This is a genomic window from Vallitaleaceae bacterium 9-2 (assembly GCA_038396585.1).
Lineage (GTDB): Bacteria > Bacillota > Clostridia > Lachnospirales > Vallitaleaceae > UBA1351.
The window spans coordinates 3745906-3771132 of the sequence record CP121691.1 but is presented as its reverse complement, the minus strand read 5'-3'; the positions used below and the strand labels follow the sequence as shown (position 1 = coordinate 3771132).

Sequence of the window (25227 nt, the reverse complement as noted above, 5' to 3'; positions counted from 1 at the left end):
ACTCTATATAACGAAGAAAGAAGGAAAAGATAATGAGCGAAAAAATGAAAGCAGTGGTAGCCTATGGACCAGAAGATTACAAAGTTGAAAGTGTAGATATTCCAAAAGCCGGATTTGAAGAAGTCATTATTAAAATCGGTGCCTGTGGGATATGCGGCAGTGATATGAAAGCGTATCATGGCGCCAGTATGTTTTGGGGTGGAGAAAATCCATGGATGAAGGCACCGGTTATACCGGGACATGAATTCTTTGGAACCGTCGTTGAATTAGGTGAAGGTGCCGCTGAAAAATATGATATACAAATCGGAGATCGTATAATAACCGACCAAATTAAGCCCTGTGGAAAGTGCCGATTCTGTCAATCGGGTCAATATTGGATGTGTGAAGTTCATGATATGTATGGATTCCAAGGTGGTATTGCTGATGGTGGAATGGCAGAATACATGAAGATCTACAATGTAAGTAAAATCTATAAGATTCCAAAAGAACTTTCACTTGAAGAAGCTAGTATTATTGAGCCTCTAGCATGTGCAGTGCACACGGTGCAACGGGCAACCATAGAATATGAAGATGTTGTCGTTCTTGCAGGCGCAGGAACCTTAGGGTTATGTATGGTTCAGCTTATACGCTTAAAGACACCAAAGACGTTAATCGTATTAGATGTTAGTGATGAGCGCTTGGCGATGGCGAAAAAACTTGGTGCAGATATAACCATTAATCCCCAAAAAACAGATGCCATTAGCGAGGTCAAAGCATTAACACAAGGATATGGTTGTGATGTATATATTGAGGCAACAGGATCACCGATTGGGGTAACACAAGGCTTGGAAATGATTCGAAAACTGGGACGTTTTGTTGAATTTAGTGTCTTTGGAAAAGAGACAACCACGGATTGGAGTGTAATTGGAGACCGTAAAGAACTGGATATACGCGGTTCACATTTGGGACCCTATACATATCCGGTCGCTATCGATTTATTAAAGCGTAAGTTAGTCACAGCAGATGATATCGTTGCAGCACAATATCCGTTGGAAGCGTTTACAGAAGCTTTTGAGTTGGCACTTAGCGGAAGTGTTATCAAAGTCTTGTTAGTACCTTGATCATACAAGCTAGGGCAAAGGAGAAAAGCATGAATCAAAGTGAAATGATTAAACATAGGATCCAAGAGGGGAAGGCTGTTCTTGGGATTGAACTGGGTTCAACACGTATCAAGTCTGTGCTTATTGATACGGACTATAAACCGATTGCATCAGGTGAGCATGCATGGACGAATTCTTATGAACAAGGGATTTGGACATATACACTGGACGAGGTATGGAACGGGCTTCAAGAGAGCTATAAAGCTTTGAAAAAGGATGTAAATCAACGCTATGGAGCAAAACTTTCGACCGTCAAGGCGATGGGAATCAGTGGCATGATGCATGGATACTTGGCTTTTGATAAGCATGAACACCTATTAGTTCCTTTTCGGACATGGCGCAACAATATTACACAAGAGGCTTCTGTGCAATTGATGGATTTATTCAATTATCCCATACCCCAGCGATGGAGTATTGCTCATCTATATCAAGCGATTCTTAATCAAGAAGAACATGTTCGTGAGGTTGACTACATAACGACGCTTTCAGGATACGTTCATTGGAAGCTAACCGGGAATAAAGTTTTGGGCATTGGCGACGCATCAGGGATGTTTCCGATTGATATTCATCACCAAACCTTTCATCCACGGATGATTGAAGCATTTGATGAACATATATCGGGAAAAGGATTTGCATGGAAGTTAGGCGACATCTTACCAAAAACTTTAGTTGCGGGAGAGGATGCAGGAACGCTTACACCAGAAGGCGCTAGATTAATCGATCCAAGTGGAGAACTTTGCGGGGATATTCCGCTATGCCCACCAGAAGGTGATGCGGGGACAGGAATGGTAGCAACAAATAGTGTCGCTGAACGCACGGGTAATGTATCTGCAGGAACATCTATTTTTGCCATGGTCGTACTTGAAAACGAATTATCCAGAGTCTATAAAGAGCTTGACCTTGTGACGACACCATCAGGAAAATTGGTTGCGATGGCCCATTCAAACAACTGTACTTCGGATTTGGATGCATGGGTGAATATATTTGATGAAGTCGGACAACTTTTTGGTGCATCTATAGATAAGACGACACTTTATCAAGCCTTGTATAACAAAGCACTTGAAGGGGAGGCAGATGGGGGAGGCCTTCTTGCCTATGGATACCTCTCGGGTGAACACATCACAAAATTTGAAGAAGGAAGACCCTTATTTACACGTTTGTCTGACAGCACGTTTAGTCTTGCTAACTTTATGCGTGTGCACTTGCAGACCTCACTTGGTGCTATGAAAATAGGGACAGATATATTGTTAAAAAAAGAAAAAGTGGTTCTGGATAAGATGTTAGGTCATGGAGGCTTATTTAAGACGCCTGGCGTCGGCCAACGCTTAATGGCGGCGGCGGTCAACGCTCCGGTTGAAGTCATGGAAACGGCTGGAGAAGGTGGAGCATGGGGGATTGCCATATTGGCCGCTTATCTTGACTATGCTAAGCAAGATAAGCGATTAGAATCCTTTTTAGATACACAAGTATTTTCGCAGCAAGAGTCAACGCGCATAGATCCTGTTATCGAAGATGTGGAAGGCTTTGAACAGTTTATGCGATACTATGTCAACGGGTTAGATATTGAGCGGGCAGCTGTTGAGCACTTTCACTCCACGTGAAAAATGAGGCGTTCATATCGTACCAACTGAGGGGTTCCATCATCGACAGCTTCCAGAATTACGTGAATGGTAGTTCCGGGTTTTGCTGATGTTGGAACAATAAAGAATGCATCTGTCAAGGAGTGGTTGTTTTGAAGGCTAATGGAGGCAGAGGAAGTTCCGGCGTTTTTATCCTGTGCCCATGTATAGGTTACTTTATCGCCATCTGGATCGTAGCTTCCACGCGCAGAAAGCTCAATATCATCTCCTGGTGAAACAACAAAATCACGCGGACCATCTAGGCGAATCATCGGATGATGGTTCGCTTTTGCATAGGTATTATGCATTGCCCAATCTAGGCGGGCAGCAAAGTCATTTTGCGCTGCAGGAATATATTTTTTAACAGCAGTATAGATAGAACCGCCATCTTTAACATCCGTGTAGTAGTGCCCATCTTTTGAAAAAAAGCGTCCGCCCCAACCGCCAAAGGTAGGATTTTCGTGTGCACGTAGTCCATTAGCAAGGTTGTTGAGAAAAGCAGGGGTATCGCCTTCAAGAATCGAAAGCTTAGTATATCTTGAAGCAAGGTTTCCATGTTTATAGAGATAAGCTGTCACCCAATCTTCCCCTGTCCATTGGTCTTGAGGGTTGGTATAACCCCAGGTATCATCAAAGGACATACTACGTATCAATAAGACTTCAGGAAAGTGTTCCCGAATATAGTCGCCGCTATTATCCTGAAAGGTTATCGAAAAAATACGTGTTTTTTCGGCCGCTTTTTTATATGCCGATGCACTATAGTTGCCACTGTATTTAAGTTCATAAAGTGCTTCAGCCGCTGTGTTTAATCCGCCCCAAGCTTGTATCCATACTGGACGTGGGTCGTCATTTAGGAGCACTTCGATGATTTTTTTAGAGCCAGGTGTTGCTCCAAATGGAGGTATGGCTTTGTCATTATTTTTTTGAACATGCTCTGGATCTTCATCTCCTAGGTATAGCCTATCTAAGAGAAAAGAGGCATCGGGATAGTTAGGATCATGTATACGTAGATTCTTCAGGTCTTTTCCATATGCTTCAATCACATCTTCTAGCCAGTAGACATTTGTCGTCTGGCTATTTCCATTGATTTGATAATATGAATTGGTCTGAATAATGGCTTCGATGTCCATTTCGTTGGCATAGAACAAAAAACGGACCATGGATGCCCGATCATCACCTTCGCCATCGGTCATGGCGATAACACGGCTTTTGGGTAAGCTAGGTGCTAAAGCTAGTGTTGTGTCTTGTGGCTGGCGTAAGGCGATGTTGGTGATACGCATAATAATCGCACTGGCTTCAGCACGGGTCAATAATCCTTTGGGCTTGAAGGTTTTATCTTCATAACCTGTAATGATGCCGCTTGCAAATGCATCATATACCGAAGGTTTTAAAGCGTTGCTGATTAAGTATATATCTGATATTGGGTAGCTCGATTCAGTCGCCATGCTATCTTTTGGTGTGTTGTGGAGAAGATGATCTGCCTTGATGGCAAGATCGGCAGCGACTTCACGCGTAATAGCATCGGACCAATCTAAGTTATATAAGGCATCGGGGGTTTGAATTATCCCGAGGGTATAAGCTTTTTCGATATAGGGTTTGGACCAAAGGCTGGGATCATCTGAAGATGCGTTTAGGTTCGGATAGCCAATGGTGCTAACGACCATTTTTAAAAATTGTTCAGCAGTGACATCTTGATTAGGATAAAAAGCTCCGTTAGGGTAGCCATTGATGACATCCTTTGTAGCAAGTTGGTGTATATATTCATAGGCCCAATGTGTCAATGCTACGTCAGTGAAGCGTTCCTGTGCTTTGGGCGTACATACAGTTGTGCTAAAAGCGATGACGATAATGAGAAGGCAACTAAGATGTTTTTTCATGAAATACACTCCTTTGTTTTGCCTAATAATAGTTATCATCTTCATTATACCATGTTTTTAGTATATAATGACATAGTAGGGTATGACTATAGAGTAAAGTTGAGGTTGAATATGAATTATGATGCAGTTGTGAGTGCCACATTTATACGACGAATGAATCGATTTATTGCACAGGTGAATCTAGATGGAGAAGTGGTCGAGGTTCATGTTAAAAATACAGGTCGATGTGCGGAACTTTTTGTTGAGGGAGCACAGGTTTATCTGGAACCAGCCAAAAATCCGGAACGTAAGACACGATATTCTTTAATTGCCATTTTTAAAAATGGCATACTTATCAATATCGATTCCCAGATTCCAAATGCCGTTGCTTATGAGGCGATAACCTCTAATCCCCATTTACGTAATATCATTGGTGAGGTTACGACGCTACGACGGGAAGTGACCTTTCAAAAATCCCGTTTTGATATATATTATGAAAATGCAGAGACCGGGAAAAAGGGCTTTATCGAAGTCAAAGGGGTGACCTTGGAGGCAGAGGGTGAGGCTATGTTTCCGGATGCGCCAACAACTCGAGGAACTAAGCATATTCGGGAACTTATGGATAGCATCGATGAAGGCTTCCAAAGCTATATACTTTTTGTGGTTCAGTTAAAAGGAGTTACAATATTTCGACCCAATCAAAAAACAGATCCTTTATTTTCCAAGACGCTTAAAGAAGCCCAGAAAAAAGGGGTACAGATTTTGTGTTATGATAGTATAGTGACCCCGGATTCAATTCGACTTGATCAACCCGTTGCCATGAAGATAGAGGCGATGGAACATTTTTAAAATGTAAGACGTCTAATAAATGTAATGAATCTACAGTGCGACATTGTCGCTTGGTAAGAAAGGATGGGGAATAGGATGAAAAAAAGAGTTTTAAGTATTGCAACGGCTATTATCTTAGTGGTTGTAACAATTGGTGTCACACTTTTTTTGAATCAAGATGTGACCAAAGTGTTTGCAGCAGAATATCGAGAGGGATATATTCTTGCACCAACACAGATGGATGCAGCTGGTGTGGCCATTGATTCAGCCTTTGTTTTCAAGGCCGATGGATCGAATGACGCGTTGAGTCTTGAGGAGCTAAAACAGGTGCTGACAATTTCACCGAGCGTAGAATATACATTGTCTGAACAAGAAGAAGGCATTGTCATCACGCCAAAACAAAGTCTTCAACCAAATACAACATATATTTTTACGATTAAAGGCATTACTTGGGCATACCGCACCGAAGCCAAGTTTGAAGTGCTGGGGCATTTTCCGCGACATCAGACGACAAATGTGCCTATCAATACAGGTATTGAATTTACCTTTAATTATGAAGGCGCCAATGTTAAGGACTACTTTGAGATTGAACCTAAAGTTAAGGGAAGCTTTGAACGTCACGGACGCGTGGTTGCCTTTGTACCCAAGGAACTAAAAAAACAGACGATTTATACAGTGACGCTTAAGGCGGGACTACCACTGGAAGGCTCAGATAAAACACTGGAAAAGGATGTCCAATTCAGTTTTGAGACACAAAGTGATCAGACGCTTGATGCTTCAACGTTTTATATGAATTTTGAGAGCTTTATGCATGAATTTGCAGAATCAGAAGTTCCTAGTTTGGAGTGGAACTATTATTTTGATGACACTAAGATCAAAGAAGCTACAGTGGATGTAGAGGTCTTTGCCTACCGAGATGCAGATCAATTTACGAAGGATATAAAAGACTATACAGATATTCCGATGTGGTCATATTATGGAATGCTTGATGCCAAGATATCCACCAAAGGACTTGAGCGGGTGATGGACTTTGAGCAAACAATTGCGATAGAGAATAATTATCCGAACTTTTTAGAATTGCCAAATACCTTGGATGCAGGATATTATATGGTTCAAGCAACATATGAGGATATGGTCATTCATACATTTATGCAAGTAACAGACTTAAGCTTTTATTACCAAGGTGGGGATAATGAAGATGTTTTTTGGATTCATGATTTATCCAATCAAGAGCCCGTTAACCATGCCAAAGTGAAAAATCTAGATACGAATACGAGTGTAGAGACAAATGCAGAAGGATTAGCACGTATTACAAAAGACACCGATGAAAAGATGCCGATGTTTTATCATTTGACGTCGCAGGAAAACGAAGCGGTTTTATATAATTTTCAAGCGCTGAGCGAGCCGTATTATTTTGGAGGCGAGGCTCAGGAATATTGGAGCTACTTTAAACCGGATCGAAACCTATATAAGCCGGACGATACGGTCAACTTTTTTGGGTTTGTTCGTCATCGTTATGATGGAGAGCAACTTGCCAAACTTAGCGTAGAACTCACTAGAGGGCGTGCTTATTATTGGGGATTTATTCCAGGACCAATGGATGAACTAAGCTATGTAACAAAAACGGTGACAGTTGAGCAAGGTTTCTTTGACGGTCAGCTAGCACTTCCCAACTTAAAAGAAGGCGGATATCAGCTTTTAGTGAAACGTGGGGATGAGGTCATAAGTTCAACCTATATTCAGGTTGAAAATTATATGAAGCCAAGTTATAAAATTGAAGCGGAAAAAGATCACGAAGCGCTTTTTGTTGGCGATACATTGGAATATACAATTGCAACAAATTTCTTCGAAGGAACACCCGTATCTTTTTTAGACTATAATTATACGATTAACGGAGTCAATCATAAAGAGGGCTCTGGAACGACAGAGGCCAGTGGTGAAGCGAAGGTATCCTTCACGCCGGAGTATCAAGCCGGAACACAAGGGGAACAAAATTACTCTTTTTCGGCATATGCAAGCTTGCCTGAATCCGGAAGTATTTATGTCAACGATTATTTTCGGGTGTTTTTTAATGATATTCATGTAAAACCTACAGGCACTATTTACGATAATGAAGGTAGCATTGCCTTGGAAGTGCATAATATTACCCTTGACCGACTTAATGATGGTAGCGCTGAGAATGATTATGACTTTTTGTCCGAACCTGTGGATAATCATAAGCTTGAAGGAACGGTCTATCGTAATGAGTGGATTAAGACAGAGACCGGAGAGTACTATGACTATATTAACAAAGAAGTTAAAAAACGTTATCGTTATGATTTGAAAACGACAGAGTTTGATACCTTTACAGTAACAACCGATGCTAAAGGTCAGGCACAATATACCTTGGAATTACCTGAAGAGCGAAGTGTCTACTATACAGCAGAAGTTAAAACCTATGACCATAAAAATCGTCAAATAGTGGAAAAGGTTTACTTTGGACGGGAATATGAACCGTATCCAAATGATGGAGATTGGTATCACTTAGAAACAGATCAAGAAAATTACAGAATCCATGACGATGTAGAGATCAATTTTATGAATAATGATGATCTCCACACGCAGGGAAGATATTTGTTCATAACCGGACAAAATGGAATCAAAACTGTGGATATCTTGACAGAACCAACGTATTCTATGATATTTGAAGCCGGAGACGTTCCTAATATTGAAGTCAAAGGGATTTTCTTTAATGGAAGTACCTATGTGGAAGCGGCTCAGACCGATGTTCGTTTTGACTATATGCAACGTGAGATCGATTTAACCATTACAGCCGATGCACCCTCTTATTATCCTGGTGATACGGTTGGATTGAGTATTCAAGGAACATACGTGGATGATCAAGGGAATCGACAGCCTGTAAGCGATGGTGTGGTTAATATTAGTCTCGTGGATGAAGCACTTTTTGCCCTTAGCGATATGCAGATAGATCCGTTGTCAGAATTATATCGATCTGTTAGTGGCGGATTTGGTATGAGCTATGGATCGCATCATAATCAAAATGATGGATTTGCAAGGTATGATATGGGCTTTGGAAGCATGGTAGACGAAGCGGTAAGCGAAGAAAGTTCCATGGACACAGCAAGTGGATCGATAGATAAGAATTCAAGTGCTATCGAGATCCGTCAAGAATTTAAAGATACAGCAAAGTTTATGAGCGTTAAGTTGGATTCTTCAGGAAAAGCTAAAGCTTCCTTTGAACTTCCGGATAATGTAACATCTTGGCGTTTAATGGCGGCAGCTATTTCTGAAAGCTTAAATGCCGGAAGTCAGGTAGAAAATGTAAATGTATCTTTGCCGTTTTTCTTAAATACATCACTAAGTTCAACGTATCTTATCGGGGATAGGCCGATGATCGGCGTGACCGGATATGGAAATGCGTTAAAACCAGAGACGATGATTGATTATGTAGTTACCTTAAAAAAAGCCAATCAAATCGTTGCGACGTATGAAGCGACAGGAAAAGCTTTTGAACGGGCCAATATTCCTTTAGGAACATTTTCAGAAGCCGGAAGCTATGAAGTGACCATAACCGGCAAGACCGATACAGGTGCGAGTGATGGACTAGTTCTAGCGATAGAAGTACAAAAATCTTATCATGAACAAAGGGTTTCAGATATTTATCCATTAAATGAAAATACCCAGATTCGCACAACCGATCAAGGGGAGACAGTACTGACGTTTATTGATCAAGGTCGAGGACAATACTTGCCACTGCTCTATCGTATGGCATATTCTGGTGGAAAGCGTGTAGATCAAAAGTACTTGGCGAATAAAGTCAAGCAACTGCTGAATACAACATATAATCAAGAAGTTAAAGAAGAACAGGTCAATTTAACGGACTATCAAACCGATCAAGGTGGAATGGCCATCTTACCTTATGCCGAAGCGGACGTAGAGATATCAGCCCTTATGCTTCCGATGATTCAAGATGAAGTTGATGTACTTGCCTTGTCAAAATACTTTGAAAATGCATGGTATGACGCCGGACGCGTTGAAAAAGGAGCTGTATTATATGGTCAGGCAATGTTGGATGAACCGATACTCCTTGACTTACAGACCTATGCATCTACTGAGCCTTTAAGTCTAAAAGACCAGTTGTACATTGGATTAGCATATGCAGCCATTGGCGATACATATAAGGCGAAACAGATGTACCATAAAGTAGTTGAAGGACGTGTTACTTCTTATGAAGAGCAAGCTTACATTCAGGCAGATACAGAAGAAATGGAATACGAACTGACAGCATTAGCCATGTTACTTGCTTCAAAAACCGAACAACCGGAACATGAAAAATTCTATACATATATAGTAACGCATACAAATAAAGACGTTCTAGTAAGTAGCCATCTCTATCAATACATCCTAGATCAACTCGAGGGGCTAGAGACGACGACGGGACAGGTCACCTATGCATATGGCGGACAGGAAAAGACCATCACCCTAGACCAAGGATGGGCACAGACATTAACCCTTCCAAGTGCGACGCTGTCTCAGTTGAAAATCCTTAAGGTTGAAGGCGATATGGCAGTGACGGCAACCTATATGAGTGATACAATCCTGAAAAAACCTCAAGAGGAAAATGTTCGGGTATCTAGAAAATACTATAACTATCAAACCGGAGAAGAACAGACAACCTTTAAAGAAGGTGATATCGTTAAAGTCGTCTTAGATTGGGAAATAGATCAAGAAGCAATTGATGATAGCTATCAATTAACGGACTATGTTCCATCGGGACTTAAAGCGATTGAAAGCCCCTGGCAGTTAGGACTTCGCCATGACAACATGTATTGGTATCGTGACATTGAAGGACAGAAGGTGCGCTTTTATATCTATAAGCCATCCGATAAGGACAACGAAAGTTTTAATGAGACAGAATTCAGCTATTATGCGCGGATTACTTCTCCAGGTGTGTACACAGCAGAAAGCCCTATAATTCAAGGTATTCAGGTCAAAGACAGTGTATATATCGGTGAACGCGGAACAATTACAATTGAATAATAAACCTTTAAAACCCTCTATCCATTCCGTTTTTGGAACAGATAGAGGTTTTTTTTCGAGTATTTTGCCCAAAAACATAGGCTATATAATGATAATATTTGAGAAATCAAAGGGTGGAATCCCTTTAAAATAGAGGTTTGATGGGAAAAAACTGCCTATAAAATGATTATTTACTTTTAGCAGTATTCGTTTTAGTATGGGCATATGACATGAAGGAGGCATACATTATGAATGAAAAGTTAATTTATGAAAATGCATTATCAACAAAAGAGGACATCAAAGATTTTGTCCTAGAAGGGAAAGCGATTATTGATTTTGTTGATGAAAGCATGCAGCTAAAAAACGCACTAGCCAATGAAGAAGGTCAAAAAGCAAACTATGTGTTATGGTGTCCAGAGGATTTTCCGGAGAATATAAAAATTGAATGGGAGTTTAAACCTTTAAGCAATGATGGCTTATGTATAATGTTTTTTGGGGCAACAGGGCAAGGTGGTGTCGATTTATTTGATAAAAAGTTAAAGAAGAGAACAGGAGAATATCCTCAGTATCATAGTAGTGATATCAACGCATTTCACGTATCGTATTTTCGACGTAAAGAGCAAGACGAGAAGAGTTTCCATACCTGTAATTTAAGAAAGAGCAGTGGTTTTCATCTTGTGGCACAAGGAGCTGATCCGATTCCTTGTTCCTATCATATCAATGATTTTTATAAAATTACTGTAACAAAAAAAGATAAATGGATTAAATTTTATGTGAATGATCTATGCGTGTTTACTTATGAGGATGACGGTATAACCTATGGTGAGCGACTTTATGGAGGAAAGATAGGCTTTCGTCAGCTAGCACCACTAACAGCTCAATATAAGAATTTAAAAGTTTTTGAAATATAACATATGTTCAAGTGTCAAACAGGTACGCCAAGGAGATAAAATGAAATTAAAAAACCTAGAAAACAGGACAAAAAAGGGATATACAACATTTGGTTGTATATGGGAAAAGGGACAATATAAAGATGCGACGGCGTTTAGGCTTATCAGTGATAAACAGACGCTTCCAATGGACACGAAAGTGACAGCCTTTTGGCCGGATAAAAGTATAAAATGGACAAAACACACGGCAGATGCAACCAATTTATCAGATACCATTGAAGTCTTGGCAGTAGAAGGTGAAAAAAGCAGTACAATCGAAGGTATCAAGATTGAAGAGACAAAAGAAGAGATAAGCATTGATACGAACAAGATTTTGATGAAGATTACAAAACATTCAGACAAAATTTTTGATGAAATTTATGTCGATGGAAAGTTAACCCTCTTAAACGGCCAGTCAACGTTAATCCTTGAAGAACCGGCACAGATGAATGGGTATAACGCAAGGTTTGATAAGACCTATCGGTCTAAAATTGAAAACTGTAGCATTGAACAAGGTGGAGACCTACAGGTGATTGTTAAGTACGAAGGGATACATATCAATGCAACCGATCAAAAAATCCCGTTTATTATTCGCCTAAAAGTTGGATTGAATAGTGAAAAAATCGATATGACCTATACGTTTTTATATGATGGCGATGAGGATAAAGATTTTCTAAAAGGGCTTGGGGTTACCTTTGATAAACCGATGCAGAGTCCTATGTATAACCGGCATATCAAAATGGAGACAGACTTTGGGACGTTTCATGAAAGTGTTGTACCGTTAGTTTCTTGGCGTCCGCCAATTGCAAAAAAAGTCTATGAGGCACAAATGGATGGGGAAACCATTGATTTTCCTATGGAACAGCAAGCGGATATAGACTTTATCATGAACAACACCCCTTACTGGAGTGAATTTGATTTATGTCAATCCAGCCACAACAGTTTTTTAATCAAGAAAAAATTATTTGGAGAGAACCTTTGTTATATTGATAGTCTTCGAGGAACGCAGACCAAGGGGACGATAGCTTTTGGAGATGAGAATGGATCTGTCATCTTAGGGACAAGAGATTTTTGGGAAAAATACCCTAGTGGTTATACGATTAAAGATTTGGACCAAGACCTGGCAAATGCAACGATGTGGATTTGGTCACCTCAAGCACAACCCATGGATTTTAGGCATTATGCCAACCGAGGATATAATGCGGTATGCTACGAAGGCTATGACTTTAAGGGCGCAACACCCTATGGTATTGGGTCGACATCTGAGTTTTCCATTATTTTTGATTCCAATATTATTCCATCCGATGAAAAGCTAATTGACTTTTCGCGCCAGATTAATCAGCCGCCAGTGTATGTTGGCAAGCCAGAGTATTATCATCAGTTAAAAGCTTTTGGGCACTGGTCCATGGTTAAAAAAGAGACACCGATGGAAGTATGGATTGAAGAACAACTTGACCGGGCTGTTGATTTTTACCTCAATGAGGTGAAGCAAAGACATTGGTATGGCTTGTTTAATTATGGTGATTTTATGCATACATATGATGCACCAAGACATCAATGGAGGTATGATATTGGCGGTTATGCGTGGGATAATACGGAGCTTGTGCCAACCCTTTGGCTGTGGCTTATGTTTATGCGAACCGGTCGGGAAGATATTTTTACCCTTGCCGAAAAATTATCCAGACATACCTCAGAGGTTGATGTATATCATATGGGTCAGCTCAAAGGCTTAGGCTCTAGACACAACGTCAGACACTGGGGATGTCCTTGCAAAGAAGCCAGAATTGCTATGGCAGGGCACCACCGTTTTTATTACTATATGACGGGAGATTCTAGGTTAGAAGATATTTTTGATGAACTTAAAGATAATGAACTAACCTTTTTGAATAAAGACCCCTTAGAGGCGTTTTATGATCAAGATAAAATGGTCTATAAAGCTCATGCCCGAAGCGGACCGGATTGGTCATCCCTATGTTCGAATTGGATGACCCAGTGGGAACGTTTTAATGATTCGAGGTATCGTGATAAAATCAAAACAGGCATCGAGGATATAAAAAAAGCACCCCTGCAGTTGATGTCGGGACCGGATTTTGAGTTTGACCCTTATACCAATCATCTAAGATATATTGGTGAGAAAACCACCGGCGGTATTCATTTGCAGATTTGCATGGGAGCACCCCAGATATGGTTTGAGTTAGCCTTACTTCTGGATGACAGGGAGTGGGCAAAAATGCTTGCTGATTATGGTCGGTTCTACTTCTTGGACCATGAGACGCAGATGGAGGAGTCTCATGGCATTATTGGAGATCGGATTTTTTCATATCCATTTATGGCAGCGACCATGGGAGCTTTTGGTGCTGATTACTTTAAGGATGAAGCACTTGGAAAAAAAGTATGGGCAACTCTATTAAATTCTTTAGTCGGATACGATAATTTTGATGGGTTTAAAACACATCGAAGTATAAACAAAGGAAATCATCAAGAACTAGTAGAGATACCTTGGATTTCAACGAATTTTGTTGCCCAGTGGTGTCTTAATATGATTATGTGCCTAGAATTTATAGGGGAGCATCTTACAAAAGATTTTGAAGCAACAACAGCCATTATTAACGACTTGGACTACGATGGATTTAGAGATGCATAAGATGGAAAAAGGAAAAAGAAAACTACATATTTTTTTGGCCGGGGATTCGACCATGCAGGCCTATACGAAGGACAAACGCCCCCAGTACGGTTGGGGAGAGCGACTGCATGAATATCTGGATGGGGAACTTTTGGATAGTTATCATCGGTTGCAGTGTGTTTTTGAGCAACAACGATGCTTTGAGAGCGAGCGCTTTATCATTGATAATTGTGGGATGGCCGGTCGCTCGCTTAAGTCCTTCATTCGAGAAAATCGACATCTTGATATTTTTAGTAACATTAAAGCCCATGACTGGCTTATTATGCAGTTTGCTCATAATGATATAGCAAGGGACAAGCCGGAGCGCTATACCCCCATTGAGGAGCTAAAAACTTATTATGAGATCATCTTGAGTGCGGCAAGAAAGCAAAAGGTGAATCTTATCGTATTAGCACCGATTCTTATTGATATCTACTCCCATGAAGAAGCGACATTACGCCCCATGGTCAAGGATATCAAGGCATATGTGGCAGAGATCAAGACCATTGCCGCGATGCATAACGTACCGTTTGTCGATGTTGCTACCATCACAAAAAAAATCTTGAACTATGATCTTCATGCTTTGGGTACTTATTATCTAGAAGATCATGTACACCTAAATATGCAAGGAGCCAATCTCTATGCAAAAGTCATCGGCGATGCGATACGCCAATGGATAGAGTGAAAAATAAAAATAGCAATATATAAGCAGTGTTTGACAAGATGAGAGAAGGCATTCCATCAAAAATCCTTTATAATAAAAAGTAAAAAGACTAAAGGAGAATGTTATGGAGCTAGTGTATAATCAGGAAAAAAATAAGGCGTTTCGCAAACGTGCCAAAGAACTTGTCCGTCAGATGACATTGGAAGAAAAAGTATCTCAGACACTCCATGCAGCACCGGCTATCGAGCGCCTAGGCATTAAAGCCTACAATTGGTGGAACGAAGCATTGCATGGTGTGGCAAGGGCCGGAGTAGCTACGGTTTTCCCACAGGCGATAGGATTGGCGGCGACCTTTGATGAAGACTTTATTGAAACCGTTGCAGATGCTATTTCAACGGAAGGGCGAGCAAAGTTTAACATGCAACAGGAGTTTAATGATACAGATATATACAAAGGATTGACCTTCTGGTCACCTAATGTCAATATTTTTAGAGACCCAAGATGGGGACGGGGACATGAGACTTTTGGAGAAGACCCTTATTTATCAGGTCGCCTTGGTGTAAGGTTTGTCCAAGGCATTCAAGGACATGATGAAAACTATATGAAGGCGGCAGCCTGTGCAAAACACTTTGCGGTGCATAGTGGTCCTGAGGATGTACGCCATAGCTTTGATGCTATAGCGTCAAAAAAAGACATGCATGAGACCTATTTGCCTGCATTTAAGGCATGTGTCCAAGAAGCAAAAGTTGAAGCAATTATGGGGGCATATAATCGAACCAATGGTGAGCCCTGCTGTGGAAGCCCTACTCTTTTGCAGGAGATTCTTCGGGACAGTTGGGGATTTGAAGGCCATGTGGTTTCAGATTGCTGGGCAATTCGTGATTTTCATGAACATCATCATGTGACAAAAAATTCAACCGAGTCCGTAGCAATGGCCATGAATCATGGATGTGATCTAAATTGTGGCAACCAGTTTTTTTACTTGGAAGATGCGGTTAAAAAGGGACTGTTAGAGGAAAAAACTCTAGATGAAGCGGTTATTCGACTGTTTACCACACGGATGAAGCTGGGACTATTTGATGGCGATGAAGCCGGAGAATTTAATGCGATAGACTATAGGGTTGTTGATAGTCAGTCGATGCGCGCCTTAAATATAAAGGCGGCAGAAAAAAGTATCGTTCTCTTAAAAAATGCCAAGAAAATCTTGCCATTAGATTTGAATAAACTTAAGACCATTGGAGTTATTGGACCCAATGCCAATAATCGTAGAGCCTTGGTAGGAAATTACGAAGGAACGGCGTCACGTTATGTCACTGTTTTAGAAGGAATTCAAGATTATGTGGGCGATCAGGCGCGGGTGATGTATTCAGAAGGCTGTCACCTTTACAAAGACCAAATAAGCGGGCTAGGCACCAAAAATGACCGTCTGGCTGAAGTCAAGGGTGTGTGTGCCCAGAGTGATGTTGTCATTGCATGCTTAGGCTTGGATTCAGGTTTGGAAGGTGAAGAAGGCGATGAAGGAAATCAGTACGCGAGCGGTGATAAAGCAGATCTTAATCTGCCGGGACTTCAAGAAGATATCCTTCGAATCATGGTGGAAAGCGGAAAGCCTGTTGTTTTGGTTCTTCTGTCCGGGAGTGCATTGGCGATAAACTACGCACAAGACAAGGTCCCAGCCATACTTCAAGGATGGTATCCGGGAGCCCAAGGGGGAAGAGCTATTGCCAATGTCTTGTTTGGAGACTGTTCACCCGAAGGACGGTTGCCGGTGACTTTCTATAAGTCAACAGAGGAATTGCCTGCATTTACTGATTATTCTATGGAAGATAGGACTTATCGCTATATGAAGACCCAACCCTTGTATCCGTTTGGGTACGGTCTATCCTATGTGGACTTTGAGTATTCAAATATTACAGTATCTTCGACGCAAGTCACACAAGAAGGGATAACGGTTCAAGGCGATGTGAAGAATATGGGAAGTCGTCCAGGGACAGAGACAGTGCAAGTCTATGTTAAGGCCATGGTGGATGGTGCCCCCCATGGGCAGTTAAAAGGCATTAAGAAAGTCTATCTAGACCCACAAGAGGCCCAGACGGTTACCATTCATCTGCCGCTAGAAGCCTTTGTGCTCTATGATGAAGAAGGAAGCAAAACACTCCCTAAGGCGAGCTATCAAATCTCCTTTGGAGGGTTTCAACCGGATGAACGCAGTGAAGAACTTAGTGGTGCCTGTGTGGCAACGCTTGAGGTTAAAGCATAAAGTAAGGAAACAAAAAAGCAATACTCCATTAAGGGGTATTGCTTTTTTTACAAGATTCTTTATAAGAACCGAAGGGATGGTTTTTAGTTGTTGTAGAATAAACTATCGGAGGAGAAGGCCGGATCACAGGTGAATTCCAGTTCTAGCTTGCGGTAGGTACTTTCATTATTGGCACTAAGTATACTTGTGGAGTGGGCTTGACAGTTTTTAAGTTTATACAAATTATCAAGAGCCACTTGAGCAATCGGGTTAAAAGCGGCGCTAATACTTAGAGCAAGAAGGACTTCCTCGCTGTTAAGGATTGGAAAATGGTTGCCCAGATTCTCTTTTTTGAGACGAATAATCGGATCTAAAATAGCAGGTGCAAGGAGATGGACATCATCTTCAATCTTTGCATAATGTTTGACAGCATTAAGGATGGCGGCTGCTGAGGCGTCCATGATATCACTGGTTCTACCGGTAACGATGTGACCCTTACACAGTTCGATGGAGACGACGTGATGGGAAGATTGCTCTGGATGTGAAGTGTCTAGTTCTTCAAGATATCTCCAAGCCGGTTCAACGACAGCGCGGTCAGTAATCTTAATCTTCATCTCATCCATGATTAATTTAATGCGATCAAGTGTCTCCTGATCGGTTAAGCCTTTCTTATATTCGCAACTTGTTTTAAAGTATCGGCGAATAATTTCTTGGCGTGAAGCCTCTCGTACGATTTCATCATCCACTATACCGCTTGCAATACAATTGACACCCATATCCGTTGGTGATTGATAGTGTGAATCTACACCGGTTATTTTTTCGATAATGCGCTTAAGCACAGGGAAGGTTTCCATATCGCGATTATAATTGACAGCTACTTCGTTATAGGCTTCAATGTGAAAAGAGTCCAGCATATTCACGTCTTTTAAATCAGCAGTAGCAGCTTCATAAGCGATGTTGACCGGATGCTTTAGTGCCAGGTTCCATACGGGGAAGGTCTCAAACTTCGAGTAGCCAATACGATTACCCATCTTGTTTTCATGATAGAGTTGGCTAAGGCATGTGGCAAGTTTTCCACTACCAGGGCCAGGTCCGGTAACGGCAATAATAGGCTTAGACGTTTCGATGTATGGGTTTTGACCGTAGCCTTCTTCACTGACAATAGTGTCGATATCTGTAGGATAGCCTTTTGTTGATTGATGTTTATAGACTTTGATGCCTTTTTGTGCCAGTTTATTGATAAAGACGTTGGCAGAAGGTTGATTATCATAGCGCGTGATGACTACGCTATTGACAAGAAGATTTTGTGAACGTAAGTCATCAATAAGCTTATAGACGTCCATATCATACGAAATTCCAAAATCGCTGCGGATTTTGTTACGTTCAAGGTCGCCAGCATAGAGACAGATGATGATTTCTAGCTTATCACGTAATTTTTTTAAAAGTTCAAGCTTTGCATTTTCATCATAGCCGGGCAACACACGTTTCGCATGCATATCAAAGAGTAATTTGCCGCCAAATTCAAGATATAGTTTATCATAATTGTCCACACGTTCTAGAATATATTTGGATTGTTCTTCTAAATATTTTTTGGGGTCGAAACCTTTTTTCATAATATCCTCCAGAGTTTAGATTTACTATATTATATAGTAAATCAGGTACGAAGATAAGTAAAGGAGTTTTTAAAATCTCGCTTCGAATTGGTAAAATGTTTGTGATTTTACTAAAAAGTAGTATAATAACTATATGAAATTTGTTGATAAGGAGAGCGATATGAGTGGAATAAAGGATGTGGCAAAAAAAGCAGGTGTATCAATTTCTACAGTTTCAAATGTATTAAACGGACGAAAAAATGTAGGTAAAGAAACACGAGAACGTGTTTTAAACATTTGTAAAGAGCTAAATTATTATCCTAACAGTGCCGGACGAGCTTTAAAATCAGGGAAAAGTAATGTGCTGTTATTTAATTTTGGCGATTTTGACCGAAGCTTTTATTTGAAAATCATTCATGGAATGAGTGATTGTGTCAATGATTATGATTATGATCTTGCAATCATCACAGAAAAATCATGTGAAAAATTTATGCGTAGCAACATGAGTGCAGGTAGTATCGTTCTAGACGAAAAAATTCCTGATGAACTATTAATTAGCGTTGCCAGTCGAAAATATCCAATTGTTGTGTTAGATCGCAAAATCGATAATCCAAATATAAAAAGTGTTATTATCGACAACTATAATCCGATGAAAAAACTAGTTCAAGGTCTTGTCGACAAAGGCTATAAAAAATTTGCGTTTATTGCGGGACCGGAACATACACTGGATACAATTGAGCGTTACAAAGCTTTTCGGGATGTGCTTGAACTCAATGCCATTGAATTTAGTGAAAACTACTATTATGCTGGGAATTACCGGGAAAAAAGTGGATATCTGGCAGCTAAGATTTTTATCTTAAGCCAAGAGCTTCCAGAAGTCTTTGTGTGTGCAAATGACAATATGGCGCTTGGTGCAATCAAAGCCTTAGAAGAAAATGGACATCGTGTCCCTCAAGATGTTGCAGTTACAGGATTTGATAATGAACAATCTGCCCAAATTATGGGGCTTACTACTGTGGATATTCCTAAGTATGAGCTTGGGTTTATCGCAGCAAAGTATTTGATTGAATATATAAAAGGAAAAAAACAGATGCATGATATTTTGGTAGAGGCAAAAGTTATTTGGCGAGAGACGACACCGGATCGAAAGTAAAATGTTTTAGTAAAAAAACATTGTGTTTTATTAAAAAGAACAATGAAATGAAAAGTGTGTATTCATAGGTTTGGATTAAACGTTTAAAAAACCTGTTGATACATACTTTTTTTGTATATAATAACTAATAAAAAACAAAAAAGCGTTGACAAAGCATAAAGGCTAGCCTATAATCCTAGTATAACGTTTTACCAAACAAAATAGGAGGGCTATTATGAAAACAAAAAGAGGAGTTAGTCACTTAATTGCAGTATTATTGGTTATGAGTATGTTGCTTACAGCATGCGCGAATACATCGGATAGCGATGGAGGTAAGGATGGCGGTGAGCCAGCAAGTACGTCTGAAAGTTCAGAGACAGATGCGACAAAGGATGCAGATGCAGAGTCAGTGGATAAGATTGTGGTCTTTCAATCCAAAGTAGAAATTATTGATCAACTTGAGGCGCTAGCAAAGGAATATGAGCAAGAGACAGGTGTTGAAGTTGAAGTGTGGGGAACAACAGGAGATGATTATCTTCAACAGTTAAGAATTCGATTAAGTAACAATCAAGGACCCACAGTTTTTAGTTTGGCACCGGGATCGGAATCTATAGAATTAACACCATACTTGGCAGATTTAAGTGATATTTCTTTTGCAGATGATATTGCAGAGGGCATGGCAGATGTTATTGATGGAAAACTTGTAGGTGTTCCTTATACAGTTGAAGGCTTTGGAGTCGTATATAATAAGTCTATGATTGAGCCTACAGTGGTTAAAGATATTGATGCTTTTGAAGCCATGTTAATAGAAAAGCAAGCAGAAGGGCTTAATGGATTTAGCCTATCTCAAGAAAGCTATTTTATGATTGGTCATATTTTAAATACACCCTTTGCACTTGTTGAAGACCCACAAGCTTTTACAGAGCAATTGATTGCAGGTGAAGTTACCATGAATGACTACAATGAGTTTGTTGAATTTGCAAAATTAATGGTAGATGTTCGTGAAAATACAGTGAGTCCGTTGGATGTTAATTATGATATACAAACAGGTGATTTTGCTACAGGTAAAACAGCATCAATTCACCAAGGTAACTGGGTATATGGAATGTTTGCTGATTATGATCTTGACTTTGAAATGGGTATGATGCCATTGCCGATTGCAGGTAATGATAAGATTGCAGTTAGTGTACCATCAAGCTGGTACGTTAACTCTCAGGCGGCACCTGAAGAGATTCAAGCAGGACAGGCATTTCTTGAATGGTTATATACCAGTGAAAATGGACAAAGATATTTAAGCGAAGAGTTTGGGTTCATTCCGATTCTAAAATCTGTTGATAACGCAGATCTTGATCCACTTTCAGCGGAAGTAGCACGATATACAGCAGAAGGAAAAACAATATCTTGGCCAATGTCAACATATTGGCCAGCTGGAATTGTTGATGTCTATCTCGTTCCGGTCGCAGAAGAATTCTTTACAACAGATATGAGTGCAGAGGAGTTATTAACAAAACTAACGGAAGCTTTTGTTGAAGCGGGTAAGTAAAACCTAAATGCATATTATTCATAAAGAAATCTAATGCATGCGCATTAGATTTCTTTAAAGTTACAATACATTGATTGGAGGCATGACATGAGAAAGAAAAAAGATATGTTGTGGTATTTACTGTTTGTATTACCCCTAACACTAGTTTTTATTAGTGTTGTTATTGTTCCTTTTTTTATGGGGATCGGGTACTCGTTTTTTTCCTGGGATGGGATGCCGCTAAACCCCAAAATATTTGTAGGACTAGACAATTATCTGAAATTATTTAGTGACCAGCGTTTTTTGACGTCAGCGGGACATACATTATATTATACAGTTTTAGCGGTTGTTATAATTAACATTTTAGGATTTAGTTTTGCACTCATCGTTACCAGTAAGTTGAAATTAAGAAACTTAGGACGTACGATGCTTTTTATGCCATATCTTATTGGGGGCTTGATTTTAGGATATATTTGGAAATTTATTTTTTCAGATATGTTGCGTTCTGTAGGCGAGATGACAGGACTGACCCATATATTTTTTAATTGGCTGACGGACCCTGACTTGGCCTTGGTTGCCATTGTAATTGTCTCTACTTGGCAAATGGCAGGCTATGTGATGATTATCTATATTACAGGAATACAATCCATTCCAGAGGATGTCATTGAAGCCGGAAAAGTGGATGGTGCAGGTTTTTGGCACTTGTTGTTGCATATCAAGCTACCGATGATTATGCAATCCATTACAATTTGTCTGTTTTTAACCTTATCAATGAGTTTTAAAATATTTGACGTTAACTTTTCCTTAACTGGTGGAGGCCCCAACAATGCTACGGAAATGTTTGCTATGAATATTTATAATGAAATATTTTCATTGAATAATTATGGCTATGGACAAGCAAAAGCGATGATATTTTTCCTAAGTGTTGCGGTCATCACATTAGTCCAAGTTGCCATCACTAAAAAAAGAGAGGTGTCCATGTAATGAAAAAAATAATGCGAATAGTTGCAGAAATAGGATTTATTCTTCTATGCATGGTTTACTTATCTCCAGTGTATATTGTGGTTACCAATGCGTTTAAAAATAGAGCTGAGCTATATGAAAATATGCTGGCGCTCCCACATAGTCTAGACTTTGTCTATTTTGTGGAAGCCATGGAAAAAATGCATATTGTACAAGCATTCAAGAATTCATTTATCGTGACGTCAACATCGCTTTTTGTTATTGTCATATTGGCATCAATGGCGGCGTGGATGATTGTACGTGTGGATAATATCGTGAGTAAAGTTTTGTTCATGGTTTTTGTGGCGACAATGCTGATTCCGTTTCAAACATTAATGATGCCACTGATGCAAGTGATGAGTTCATTGTCTCAAAAAACAGGGCTGCCATTTATCAATTCCTTATTTGGCCTTGTCTATATGAACCTTGGTTTTGGTGCAAGTATGGCTGTATTTTTGTATCACGGGTTTATCAAAGCCATACCTCGGTCTCTTGAAGAAGCCGCAGTGATTGATGGATGCAACAAGTTCCGTGTTTTTTGGAAAATTGTTTTTCCGTTGTTAAAACCTGTAACAGTGACCGTGATGATTCTTGATATGATTTGGATTTGGAATGACTTTTTATTGCCGTCACTAGTGCTTTCGGATAAACAATTGCGTACGATTCCATTATCAACGGCGTCATTTTTTGGACAATTTACAATTCAATGGAATATGGCGATGGCAGGGTTGTTGTTGGCCATTTTACCAATTATTGTATTTTATATAGCAGCACAAAAATATATTATTAAAGGCGTCGCTTCAGGGGCCGTAAAATAAACGATATGAATTAAGGATGGTTAAATATGTCAAATGATAATCAGTGGAAATATATAGAAACAGAAATTGACAGACAAGAGTATTTGAAAAATGAATCATTGATGACCATAAGCAATGGATACTTAAGCCTTCGAGGAAGTTATGAAGAAGCGAATCTATCTTTTGGACATCACGGGACGTACTTGAATGGATTCTATGAATTTTATGATCTCAATTATGGGGAAAAATTCACTGCCTATCCGCAACAAAGTCAAGTAATGTTAAATTTAGCGGATCCAAAAGTGGTCCAAGTCTATGTAGATGATGAAGAACTATCCTTAGAAAGTAGCTTGATATCAAACTATAAGCGTGAACTGGACTTACAAACAGGATGTTTAAACCGTGCGTTTAGATGGGAGACAAAAAAAGGAACGGTTGCTACTATATGCTCGACACGTTTTGCATCCAGTATTCATAAACATCTGATATGCATGAAATACACCATTCAGTTTCATGAAGGGGAAGGGAACTATGAAGTAAAATCGATGATTGCGACGCAACGCCATAACATTAGTAAGGAAGATGATCCTAGAATAGGTGTCGAATTTAAAGAAGAACCGATGACCATTATACGTCATGAAGAAAATGCGAATATGCTTTTGGTCAGTGGAACAACAAAATATTCCAAGTTGCAGTATAACTGTCATGTGTTTAATACGTTTTGCGTCAATGATGAGAAGGTCAAGGTAGAGGCGAATACGTGGGCAGGAACGTTTAATCAGGACACGATGCTTACATTATATAAATATATTTGGATGGACAAAAATGAGCAAGAGGATGGGAAGGCTCAAGTTATAGAATTGGCAAAAGCCGGTTATGCGGCAAGGCTAAAAGAGCATCAAGCATGGTGGCGCCAACAGTGGGAAAGCATGGATATTGTCATAAAAGGTGATGAGAGTATGCAAAAAGCTATTCGCTTAAACCTATATCATCTAACCCAAAATGTGGGAAAAGACGGCTATACGAATATAAGCGCAAAAGCAATGACAGGGGAAGGTTATGAAGGGCATTACTTTTGGGACACAGAAATCTATATGCTTCCATTTTATATTTATACAAATCCAGACATTGCAAAAGCCCTTTTGATGTTTCGCTATAATACCCTTGAAAAGGCAAGAATCCGTAGCAAGCAGATGGGACATCAACAAGGCGTCCTATTTCCTTGGCGTACAATTAATGGTGAAGAATGTTCATCGTTTTTTCCGGCAGGAACTGCACAATATCATATTAATGCAGATATTGCATATGGAATCAAGCTCTATTATGAGGCAACCCAAGATTGGGAGTTTATGCAAGACTTTGGTTTGGAGCTTTTGCTTGAGATTGCAAATCTGTGGTTAGATATTGGGCATGTCGATTATCAAGGACGCTTTTGTATTCATGAGGTTACAGGGCCAGATGAGTATTCTTGTTTAGTGAATAATAATACATACACCAATATTATGGTGCAAGATGCATTTATGTTTTTACTCAAGCTCTTGTCAGAGGATAAGAGCAAGGAAAAACGCCATAATCTAAAGGTGTCAACCTTATTAGAGGGATTTGATTATGCGAAGGCCAAAAAGGCTGTAAAAGATATGTATGTGCCTTATGATCAAACGTTACAGATTTATGCCCAAGATGATGGGTTTTTATCAAAACCGGTATGGGATTTTAAGAATACGCCTAAGGAAAACTACCCACTATTGATGCACTATCATCCGTTGACACTATATAGGCATCAGGTATGTAAACAAGCAGATGTAGTTTTGGCAGAGCTATTGCAGCCGACAAGATTTTCCTTAGAACAAAAGAGGCGAGATTTTGAGTATTATGAAAAAATAACGACACATGATTCCTCGTTGTCAAATTGTATCTATGGTATTATGGCGGCAGAACTGGATGAGCTGGATAAAAGCTATGAATACTATATGAAAACGGCAAAAACAGATATCGAGGATATCCATCATAATGCCAAGGATGGTATACATGCTGCCAATATGGCAGGAGCCTGGTTGGGGATTGTCTACGGTTTTGCAGGATTTAGAATGGAAGATAATATGCCAAAGTTTCGTCCGCAAATCCCCAAAAACTGGGAGGAATATTCTTTTTGTATGAAAATTAAGAATCAGATTTATGAAGTTCATGTGACCCAGGAAGATACGAAGATAATAAAAAAATAGGTTCC

At 39.8% G+C, this 25227-nt stretch carries 15 protein-coding genes; 13 read left to right on the top strand and 2 right to left on the bottom strand.

The window, feature by feature from the left end; translation table 11 throughout:
- Positions 1-32: 32 nt before the first annotated feature.
- Entirely contained in the window at positions 33-1100 is a 1068-nt protein-coding gene (locus tag QBE53_17080; protein WZL81490.1) for an alcohol dehydrogenase catalytic domain-containing protein, read from the top strand.
- A gap of 29 nt (positions 1101-1129) precedes the next feature.
- Positions 1130-2740 (top strand): FGGY-family carbohydrate kinase, encoded by a 1611-nt coding sequence (locus tag QBE53_17075; protein WZL81489.1) that lies wholly within the window; start codon positions 1130-1132, stop codon positions 2738-2740.
- On the opposite strand, the gene QBE53_17070 is transcribed toward QBE53_17075, so the two are convergent.
- Positions 2728-4635: a DUF1593 domain-containing protein gene (locus QBE53_17070; GenBank protein ID WZL81488.1), complete on the bottom strand. Its 1908-nt coding sequence runs from the start codon at positions 4633-4635 to the stop codon at positions 2728-2730. The two genes, QBE53_17075 and QBE53_17070, sit on opposite strands and share 13 nt — an antisense overlap.
- A 111-nt stretch (positions 4636-4746) precedes the next feature.
- On the opposite strand from QBE53_17070, the gene sfsA reads away from it, so the two are divergent.
- From sfsA to QBE53_17040, 6 genes are all read left to right on the top strand, one after another.
- Positions 4747-5463, top strand: a complete 717-nt coding sequence (sfsA, locus tag QBE53_17065) for a DNA/RNA nuclease SfsA (GenBank protein WZL81487.1) — start codon at positions 4747-4749, stop codon at positions 5461-5463.
- A gap of 75 nt (positions 5464-5538) precedes the next feature.
- Positions 5539-10482: an alpha-2-macroglobulin family protein gene (locus QBE53_17060; protein ID WZL81486.1), complete on the top strand. Its 4944-nt coding sequence runs from the start codon at positions 5539-5541 to the stop codon at positions 10480-10482.
- 227 nt (positions 10483-10709) lie between these two features.
- Positions 10710-11372: a DUF1961 family protein gene (locus QBE53_17055; GenBank protein WZL81485.1), complete on the top strand. Its 663-nt coding sequence runs from the start codon at positions 10710-10712 to the stop codon at positions 11370-11372.
- A gap of 40 nt (positions 11373-11412) precedes the next feature.
- Positions 11413-14034 (top strand): hypothetical protein, encoded by a 2622-nt coding sequence (locus tag QBE53_17050; GenBank protein WZL81484.1) that lies wholly within the window; start codon positions 11413-11415, stop codon positions 14032-14034.
- Position 14035: 1 nt separating this feature from the next.
- Entirely contained in the window at positions 14036-14737 is a 702-nt protein-coding gene (locus tag QBE53_17045) for a GDSL-type esterase/lipase family protein (GenBank protein WZL81483.1), read from the top strand.
- A gap of 103 nt (positions 14738-14840) precedes the next feature.
- Complete coding sequence (locus QBE53_17040; protein ID WZL81482.1) at positions 14841-16976, top strand: glycoside hydrolase family 3 C-terminal domain-containing protein; 2136 nt, start codon at positions 14841-14843, stop codon at positions 16974-16976.
- Positions 16977-17059: 83 nt separating this feature from the next.
- On the opposite strand, the gene QBE53_17035 is transcribed toward QBE53_17040, so the two are convergent.
- On the bottom strand, positions 17060-18568 hold the full coding sequence (locus QBE53_17035; GenBank protein WZL81481.1) for a DUF1846 domain-containing protein: 1509 nt from the start codon (positions 18566-18568) through the stop codon (positions 17060-17062).
- A 160-nt stretch (positions 18569-18728) separates the two neighbouring features.
- On the opposite strand from QBE53_17035, the gene QBE53_17030 reads away from it, so the two are divergent.
- The 5 genes from QBE53_17030 to QBE53_17010 all read left to right on the top strand — a co-directional run bounded on the left by QBE53_17030 (position 18729) and on the right by QBE53_17010 (position 25222).
- Positions 18729-19700 (top strand): LacI family DNA-binding transcriptional regulator, encoded by a 972-nt coding sequence (locus QBE53_17030; protein ID WZL81480.1) that lies wholly within the window; start codon positions 18729-18731, stop codon positions 19698-19700.
- Positions 19701-19914: 214 nt separating this feature from the next.
- Positions 19915-21222 carry an ABC transporter substrate-binding protein gene (locus QBE53_17025; protein ID WZL81479.1) on the top strand — a complete coding sequence of 436 codons (1308 nt, stop codon included), beginning with the start codon at positions 19915-19917 and terminating at the stop codon, positions 21220-21222.
- An 87-nt stretch (positions 21223-21309) separates the two neighbouring features.
- A complete protein-coding gene (locus QBE53_17020; protein ID WZL81478.1) occupies positions 21310-22185 on the top strand; it encodes a sugar ABC transporter permease in 876 nt (291 codons plus the stop codon).
- The gene (locus tag QBE53_17015) at positions 22185-23021 is read left to right on the top strand and encodes a carbohydrate ABC transporter permease (protein ID WZL81477.1); all 837 of its coding nucleotides are present in this window, start codon (positions 22185-22187) and stop codon (positions 23019-23021) included. Before QBE53_17020 ends, QBE53_17015 begins: the two co-directional genes overlap by 1 nt.
- 26 nt (positions 23022-23047) lie before the next feature.
- Positions 23048-25222, top strand: a complete 2175-nt coding sequence (locus QBE53_17010; GenBank protein WZL81476.1) for a glycosyl hydrolase family 65 protein — start codon at positions 23048-23050, stop codon at positions 25220-25222.
- Positions 25223-25227: the final 5 nt, after the last annotated feature.